The 7776-nt window shown below is 42.5% G+C and carries 6 protein-coding genes; all 6 read left to right on the top strand.

All coding sequences use genetic code 11. The features are described 5' to 3' along the window. Window positions 1-1129 precede the first annotated feature (1129 nt). A complete protein-coding gene (locus F6K52_RS28185) occupies window positions 1130-2527 on the top strand; it encodes an AAA-like domain-containing protein (RefSeq protein WP_293086366.1) in 1398 nt (465 codons plus the stop codon). A 574-nt stretch (window positions 2528-3101) separates the two neighbouring features. After that, entirely contained in the window at window positions 3102-3947 is an 846-nt protein-coding gene (locus tag F6K52_RS28190) for an SAM-dependent methyltransferase (RefSeq protein ID WP_293086370.1), read from the top strand. Then, on the top strand, window positions 3947-4855 hold the full coding sequence (locus F6K52_RS28195; protein ID WP_293086373.1) for a tetratricopeptide repeat protein: 909 nt from the start codon (window positions 3947-3949) through the stop codon (window positions 4853-4855). Before F6K52_RS28190 ends, F6K52_RS28195 begins: the two co-directional genes overlap by 1 nt. Window positions 4856-5097: 242 nt before the next feature. After that, window positions 5098-6534 (top strand): tetratricopeptide repeat protein, encoded by a 1437-nt coding sequence (locus F6K52_RS28200; protein WP_293086376.1) that lies wholly within the window; start codon window positions 5098-5100, stop codon window positions 6532-6534. Between the two features lie 66 nt (window positions 6535-6600). After that, entirely contained in the window at window positions 6601-6900 is a 300-nt protein-coding gene (locus tag F6K52_RS28205) for a hypothetical protein (protein WP_293086379.1), read from the top strand. 311 nt (window positions 6901-7211) lie between these two features. Continuing rightward, window positions 7212-7776, top strand: a 565-nt coding sequence (locus F6K52_RS28210) for a protein kinase (protein WP_293086382.1), incomplete at its 3' end; no start/stop codon positions are given.

Genomic DNA, 7776 nt, shown 5'->3' on the forward strand with positions numbered 1-7776 from the left:
TCAAGAGACGAAAGGCAATAGGGGAAAGAGATTCGAGGTTTTATTGTCCAATCAAAAAAAACCATACACGTTTACATCTCAAATATAAACCCTATATACAGTCGAAAGTCGGGAGTCAACAGAAGCGGGAAATGGCGAGAATTATCCCTATATACCCATTTTCCGCTTATAAAAATCTGATGAAATCGCGTTTATACAAACAAAATTAAGGATTTTAAAGGGTAAAAGTGATTTTTAAACCCTATTATCTGCTATTATCTGCTATTATCTGCTATTATCTGCTATTATCACACTGCCATGTCAGGGATTCCCAGTAAGACAACTAGTTAACAATATTTAATAGTTAGCTGGGAATTATATATGGTAAGCTCACTTAGGGTCAGGATAATAAATGAAAGGAGGAAATTTTGCCTTGAATGCCTGCCATATCGTTAAGCTCCCTACTCGCAAGAAACGGGCAAGATGCCCGTTCCACCGAGAGGAGTGATGTTATCCCTTTAATAGACTGGTAGCTGACCAGCCTTAGTTATTTGAACTAGCTGATCACTAAGAGTTGAAATTACTAAATATTGGTGCATTTCCGGATTTAAGGAGTCGCGCAAAAATAAATTACCTATTACAGGTTAATTTCGACAAAGATTTTATAACGCCATTCCTTAATTAGCAAGAGTTACACCTCTCAATTAGTATGCATAAATGAGATAATTATTACTGCGCGAATCCTAATTTGGAATTAAACTAATACAGTAGTAAAGCTGCTGAATCAATACTAGCGCTATAGTCGGTAATTTTTATTTATGGGTATTATTGAGCCCCACCAAGACTCTTTACCAAGACTAGGTATTTTATGAAATAACTAGTTATTAATACTAGTAAACCTCCTAGGGTTAACTGCTGGTTAACTGGGGTGCCATTGCCCAGTGATAAGCTCTAAAGTTGGTGGCTCATTCAGGGTAAACCCATATAATTTGCTGATTCCTATAGTCCTATAGTGTTTTTTAAATTCAATCAACACTATAGCTTTTAGTTACCAAAAGGGGACGGCAAAACTTCGATAGCTCGTTTCGGTGTGTCACGTTTGCTCGAGCACTTAAAAGGTGCTTGTTGATAAATTTGGGTGACCTTTTACATGACTATTGATCGTATCCTAGAAATTGTTGACCGTCAACTAAAACAGAAGCAACATCGACCCCTTAATTCCATAGAAGGAATTATGCTGCGTGGGGTTTGGCAGTATAGAACTTATAACCAAATTGCCCTCGAAGCAGGTTATAGTCCAGGCTACCTTACCAGTGTCGTTGCTCCAGAGTTGTATCAGCGACTCTCGGAGATGATTGGCCAGCGGGTAAGCAAGAAAAACTGTCGGGTGCTGCTGGAGTCTTATGCCACCGCCCAACCAGACCAAGAGACAAAACTTTTGAGGCAAGATCTGGTCAAGCAATATCTGGCGGAAAATCCCGCCAATGAAACCCATGAGATACTACCAAGCTACCCTAGTGGCTCAGTCCCTCTCGACTCTCCCTTTTACCTAGAACGCTCTTCCCTTGAGGAGCAAGTTTATCAAGAAATCAAGAAACCGGGAGCGTTAATCAGGATTAAAGCTCCCAGAGAAATGGGCAAAACGTCTCTGCTGCTCAGGATTCTTGACCATGGCAACCGCCTCGGCTACCATACTGTCAGCTTGAACCTAGAGCAAGTCGAGCAGGGAATTTTGAGCAATTTGAATCAATTTTTGCGCTGGCTGTGTGCCAACATTGCTCACCAGCTTCATCGTAAACCGATGCTAGATGAGTATTGGGATGAAGACCTGGGCAGTAAGATTAGCTGCACCCTCTACTTCCAAGACTATCTACTAGAGTTAATTGATACTCCCCTAATCTTGGCATTGGATGAGGTGAGCCAGATTTTCGAGCATCCCCAAGTCGCCAAGGATTTTTTACCTCTGTTGCGTTCTTGGTACGAAGAAGGGAAAAGACTGCCCATCTGGCAAAAGCTTCGCCTGGTAGTGGTTCACTCCACGGAAATTTACGTTCCCCTGGAGCTTAACCAGTCTCCTTTCAATGTGGGGCTGCCGGTTCAGTTAAACAAATTCAGCCAGGACGAAGTGCAGCAGTTAGCTCAACGCTACGGACTCGACTGGATAGGTCCGGAAGAAGCTAGACAATTAATGGTAATGCTGGGGGGACATCCGGCACTGGTAAACTTAACGCTCTATCATCTTAGTCGCAAGGAGATAACTCTTTCCCAACTGCTAGCAAGTGCTCCCACTGCCACCGGAATTTATGCTAATCACTTGCAGCGTCATTGGGCAACATTGGCAAAACAGCCGGAATTAGCACAAGCTTTTGATACGGTTCTCAAGGCCACTGAACCTGTGCCCTTAGACCCCATCCTAACTCACAAGTTAAGCAGTATGGGGTTGATTAAACTTTCAGGTGCTCAAGCGATCGCAGGTTGTGAATTGTATCGGCAGTATTTTATGAAAAAGGGAGAACAACAGTTTATGTATACAGCATCTTTCTTGTAGGCTAATCATTGATTTAGGGAGTAGGGAGCAGGGAACAGGGCAGACAATTGGATGTATCCCAGTCGCCAGGGCAGTTAGGAAATGACAAAAGTCTCAAACCTAAGTAAGCGCAAGAGTTTGACTTCTGACTTCTGACTTCTGACTTCTGACTTCTGACTTCTGACTTCTGCTGTATCTCAGTTATTCGAGAAACCCTAGATCAGTTTTTAATGCTCCTTTCACGATTCAATGTTTTGTTTATTAGTTTTTTAATGAGATTTTATATGAGTTATAGCGCTACGCGCAAGGCAAAAGGCAAAAGGCAAGAGGCAAAAGTTTACTACAAAAGCTTTTCAGCTTTTATCAATGTCAAACACCTTAATGCTTAGTGCTATATCAGATGAGTTTTATGAGTTTAATAGGTCAAAAATCAAACTAATATACAACATATGCTTACATAAAATACGGCGGTTTGTATAACTATCAGGTGCGCTTTCCCTCTTACCTCTTCCCTGCTCCCTGCTCCCTGCTCCCTGCTCCCTAAAAAAATGTACCTCACCTAATTGAAAACCGCTATATTGTGTCTGTTACTCTGATGAAAAACTCTGATTCTAAGCTGAAGAGTAAATTGAATTTGGAAACTGGCTCCTTAACAATTGTTGGTACGGGGATTCAATTGGTAAGTCATATGACCTTGGGGGCGAAAGCCTGGATAGAACAAGCGGACAAGGTTTTATATGCGTTGGCTGACCCAGTAACGGCTAAATGGCTCAAAGAATTGAATGCCACAGCAGAAGCTTTGCCATATAACCGGAACAATCAATGGCGCAGAGACACTTATCAAGAAATGACCGAAAAAATATTGACAGAAGTTCGTAAGGGGCTGAATGTCTGTGCTGTGTTTTACGGTCATCCTGGGGTTTTTGCCAATCCAGCCCAGGCAGCTATTAAACAGGCACATCGTGAAGGCTTCAGAGCACAAATGCTACCTGGGATTTCTGCGGAAGATTGCTTATTTGCTGACCTTGGTGTCGATCCTGGTCGAAACGGGTGTCAAAGTTTTGAAGCAACGGACTTTTTGATTCGACGGCGTAAATTTGACCCCACTAGCCCCTTGATTTTGTGGCAGATTGCCATGGTTGGCAATCTCGGTTTTTACAAACCGGAGGAACAGTTTCGTCCTCTAACTATATTGACCGAGGTCTTAAAAACACATTATGGAGGTGACCATGAAGTGATTGTTTACGAAGCAGCTGTTTATTATCCAGTTTGCAAACCAGTTATCCAGCGTATTCCTCTGTCCAAGCTACCACAGAGCAGTGTTACTGAGGTTTCAACCCTTTATATTCCGCCTCACGCTCTAGCACCTGTGGACAAAGACATGATGGCGCGCTTAGGTATGTCTTTTGTTCAAGAAGCTACAGGGGAGAAACAGATCTGATGACAGCTTATCAACAAACTGTGTCCAACCTCAAGTTAGCGTCCCCACAGAACCCTGAGAAAGCTAAGGCTCTAGCTCAGGAAGGTGAGGCTGATCGGCTGATGGGAGATTTTGAAGCTGCCCTCGCCAAGTTCACCGATGCCGTTGAGCTAAATTCTAACTACCCTTGGGCTCTCGCTCACCGTGGGGAAACCTACTATCAGATCAAACGTTATCAGGAAGCCCGAACAGATTTTAGCCGCGCTATTGATCTCAACCCTAACTACCTTTGGGCCCTCGCTCACCGGGGCGTAACCTACCGCTTTATGGGGGAAGCATATTACACAATGGCAGTGGCTGACTTGGATCGAGCCATTGAGCTGAAGCCGGATTACGTTTGGGCAATTGCCTATCGTTGCCGAGTTTATGAGCTGATGAAGTGCTACCAGAAATCCCTGATTGATTTTGACCGAGCTATCGCCTTTGACAAAACCATATTTGTGAAAAATTGGCGGATTGAACGGGGGTTACTACTCAACTATGCCAATAGATATGCTGAGGCGATCGCTTGTTCCCAGCAGAGGTTAGAGGAAGTTCCTGATGACACTACAGCTTTGTACTGTATTGCAGTAGCGAAGGCTCGCTGGCAGGGATTGACCCAGGCCAAAAGCGAGATTGAGCTTACGCGGACAGTATTGCTGTCTCAATGGGACACAGGGGATAGAGGAGATATTCTGTACCGACTGAGCGCCTTAGCCATCTTGGTAGGTAACTGCGAACAAGCATGGGAATATCTAGAAGAAGCTATTCCTATTAATGATGAAGCCATTGAGTTAGTCAGTCACGACCCAGCTTGGATGGAGTGGCGAGATCACCCGAAAACTCAGGCATTACTCGCTATAGGAAAGGGAACAGGGAGTAGGGAGTAGGGAGTAGGGAGTAGGGAGTAGGAAATATGGCATCAACAATTATCACAATTCCTACAGGGATTGCTATATAGCGTTTTCTAGCCTAAGCAGGTACACAGGATTTTTTCACTGCTCCCTGCTCCCTGCTCCCTGCTCCCTCAAAACATGTACCTCACCCAATTGAAAACCGCTATAAAGCGTTTCAGACAACAAAGCTCAATCAATTAAGTTTCAAATAACAGTCAAGGAGGAATTTGATACAGATGGATTATAACACTTGGGCTCTTGCTCAAAAAGCAGAAACTCTTCGCTTGTCAGGAGCTTATGAACAGGCGATAGAGAAATTTGAAGAAATTCAAAAAAGTGACTCGGACAATGCTTGGCTCAATGCCCACCTAGGAACACTTTACTACGAGTTTATGGATTATGCTAAAGCCGAAGAGTACTTGACCAAAGCCGTCAAAAAGAATGATAACTATATCTGGGCTCATGCACATCTAGGTGAAACCTACCGTCTACGAGCAATGACAGAAAATAATCCAGAGAATAAAACGAAATTTATTAAGTTAGCTATAAAACATTTTGAAAAAGCGCTTGATCATAAAGCACCAGAAAACAGCAACTATGCCTGGACATTAGCTCACTTGGGAGCAACCTACCGCCTGAAAATAACTCTGGATAAGATTAAATTAATCAACGAAAATGAGATAGATCAAGAAAGTAAAAAACAAGCTTTGAATTATCTTAACAAAGCGATTGAACTTATGCCCACATATGCCTGGGCTTGGGGTATGCGAGCGGCAGTTCACAGATTAGCTCAAGAATACCACGAGTCATTGTGGGATTTGGGAGTAGAAACACAAATATCTCCAGACATGGAGACTTTACAACACTCTTATTATCCTGTTTCAAGCTTAGTAAGCAGGAGGATAAGTCTTTATGAACATGCATTTCTGTTTTTTTATTTAACGAAGAGACAAGATAACTCAGAAAAAGATCAATCAGAAAAAGAGAGATACTATAGTGGAGCGATCGCTTGTGCCCAACAAGTCTTGATCCTGAAGCCAGGGGATTTGATTGGTCAACTCATTCTCAAGGTAATTGAAGGTACACAAAAGAAGGAAAAAGACCAACTTAATGATAAATTTAGAGAAGAATGCCAGACACTTATTAAAAAAATAGATGCCAAGCTTGCTGAGATATGTAAAGCAGTATTGATATACATGATAAAGGCTGATCATAAAACCAAGGAGAAGTTGGAGAAGCTGGCGAAGGAAGAATGTATATCAGGACATAAATTAAAGAAAATTGTTGATGATGTTCTCAAAAATTTCCCCCAAAATATTGATACCAACAATCCTGAAACCAACAATCCTGAAACCAACAATCCTGAAACCAACAATCCTGAAACCAACAATCCTGAAACCAACAATCCTGATATTCAAGCAGAGGCACAATTATGGCTGTGGCAAAACTTTGCATGGGTCGAAGGATCTGCCAGTGCTCTTTCCTTCCTTGCTGATTTAAGTGAAGTTCTGCGATATTTTGATCAACACTATGATGAGATGACTGGTGAAGCATTGCCTTATCGAGTGCTTGCCTGGATAATCTATGATCAATACACACTGGAAAGGCTTTATCAAACTCCAACATTGTCAGAAAAAGAACGGAAAAAAGAATTTAAGAAATTGTCGCTGTGAATAAAATCACTACCATTAGCTTAGATTCTTGATTCGTGACTAGATTAAAAATTAGCAGGATATTTCATGAGTAAACTATTTGATTTATTAACCGATTTGGCCCTTGACCCCAAGAAACAAAGTGTTTTCATCAATAACCCCAGTTCCGTAATGGACAAGGTGGGTTTATCTGAAGCAGAGCAGACTGCAATCATCAGCAAAGAACCTGCTAAAATTGCAGGGTTATTTGCAGACGAACAAGTTCCCCTTGCCCTTAGTATGGGCGATCCCGGTCCCGATCCCTTGCCAGATCCAGACCCTTTTCCTATGCCAGATCCAGAGCCTTGTCCATCAGAAGAAGAAGAAGAAGCTGCATTGCTTTTGTAAAGGTGCCCTTGACCGATTAAGAATTAAATTCGCCACGGGCTCCCCCTGATTTTCCCGGTCCCCAGGGTTGGGACAGCCCGCCTGGGAATTGTAACGGGCAAGATGCCCGTTCCACGCCTGATCTCCATTCCACCCACTGGGTCAAACAGCTTTTAGGAAATGCACCCCACCTAACCTAACGGTTAAGTGGGGTTGTTAATTTTAAATCACTCATAACTTTTTACACTTGGAAAAGTGGATTATTATTTGATAAGCTCAAACCGCACTGGTTGCGGTTTTTTATCATAAAAACTCCTTTAAAGAAGATAAGTATGCGCGATTTATCAGGTTACCAAGTTACGGATAAACTCCATGAGAGCACCAACTCCTTAGTCTATCGGGGACATCGGCGCGCAGATCACCAACCTGTTATCCTTAAAATGCTCAAACAGGCTTATCCTTCCCCGGAAAGCATTGCTTGGTTCAAGCGAGAGTATGAAACAACCCAAAACATTAACCTACCCGGTGTAATCGATGTTTACAGCTGGGAAAAGCTAGAAACTAACTGGGTAATGGTGTTAGAAGATTTTGGCGGCGAATCTCTCAATCGGATAATTCCGAAGCAGGAATTCACCATTGCTGAGTTTCTCCACCTGGCCATTGAGATTGTTGACATTCTCGGTCAGGTTCACCAGCAGCATATTATTCACAAAGATATTAACCCATCAAATATTATCTTAAATCAGAATACTGGTAAGCTTAAGCTAATTGATTTTGGGATTTCAACCACACTGTCGCGAGAAATATCCACCTTTCGCAACCCGAATGTATTAGAAGGAACCCTAGCTTATATTTCCCCAGAACAAACGGGTCGCATGAATCGATGGCTCGATTCAT

It is taken from the genome of Moorena sp. SIO3H5 (genome assembly GCF_010692395.1).
GTDB lineage: Bacteria > Cyanobacteriota > Cyanobacteriia > Cyanobacteriales > Coleofasciculaceae > Moorena.

Excerpts from the sequence above, each read along its gene's own strand:
- F6K52_RS28190 (WP_293086370.1), top strand. The coding sequence starts at position 3,102 with ATGAAAAACTCTGATTCTAAGCTGAAGAGTAAATTGAATTTGGAAACT.
- F6K52_RS28200 (WP_293086376.1), top strand. The coding sequence starts at position 5,098 with ATGGATTATAACACTTGGGCTCTTGCTCAAAAAGCAGAAACTCTTCGC.
- F6K52_RS28185 (WP_293086366.1), top strand. The coding sequence starts at position 1,130 with ATGACTATTGATCGTATCCTAGAAATTGTTGACCGTCAACTAAAACAG.
- F6K52_RS28195 (WP_293086373.1), top strand. The coding sequence starts at position 3,947 with ATGACAGCTTATCAACAAACTGTGTCCAACCTCAAGTTAGCGTCCCCA.
- F6K52_RS28205 (WP_293086379.1), top strand. The coding sequence starts at position 6,601 with ATGAGTAAACTATTTGATTTATTAACCGATTTGGCCCTTGACCCCAAG.